Annotated in this window: 1 protein-coding gene; it reads right to left on the reverse strand. The window is 70.6% G+C overall.

Features of this window, described 5'->3' with window-relative positions; all coding sequences use genetic code 11:
• Positions 1-255 (reverse strand): AMP-binding enzyme (locus K4B79_RS47640; RefSeq protein ID WP_445276274.1); only part of this gene is annotated, 255 nt, incomplete at both ends.

The raw sequence follows: 255 nt of genomic DNA on the forward strand, positions 1-255 counted from the left end.
TTCCCGAGCGGGTCTTGGGCAGGGCGGCCACGACCGTGACGTCCTTGAGGGAGGCGATGGCGCCGATGCGGTCGCGTACGAGCTGGACGAGTTCGGCCTCGACCTCGCTCGGTGCGCGGTTGCTGCCCGCTTTCAGGACGACGAAGCCGCGCGGGATCTGGCCCTTGAGTTCGTCGGCGACGCCGATGACGGCGCATTCGGCGACGTCGGGGTGGGCGGCCAGGGCCTCTTCCATGCTGCCGGTGGACAGGCGGT

It is taken from the genome of Streptomyces lincolnensis (genome assembly GCF_021173675.1).
Taxonomy (GTDB): Bacteria; Actinomycetota; Actinomycetes; order Streptomycetales; family Streptomycetaceae; genus Streptomyces; species Streptomyces lincolnensis_B.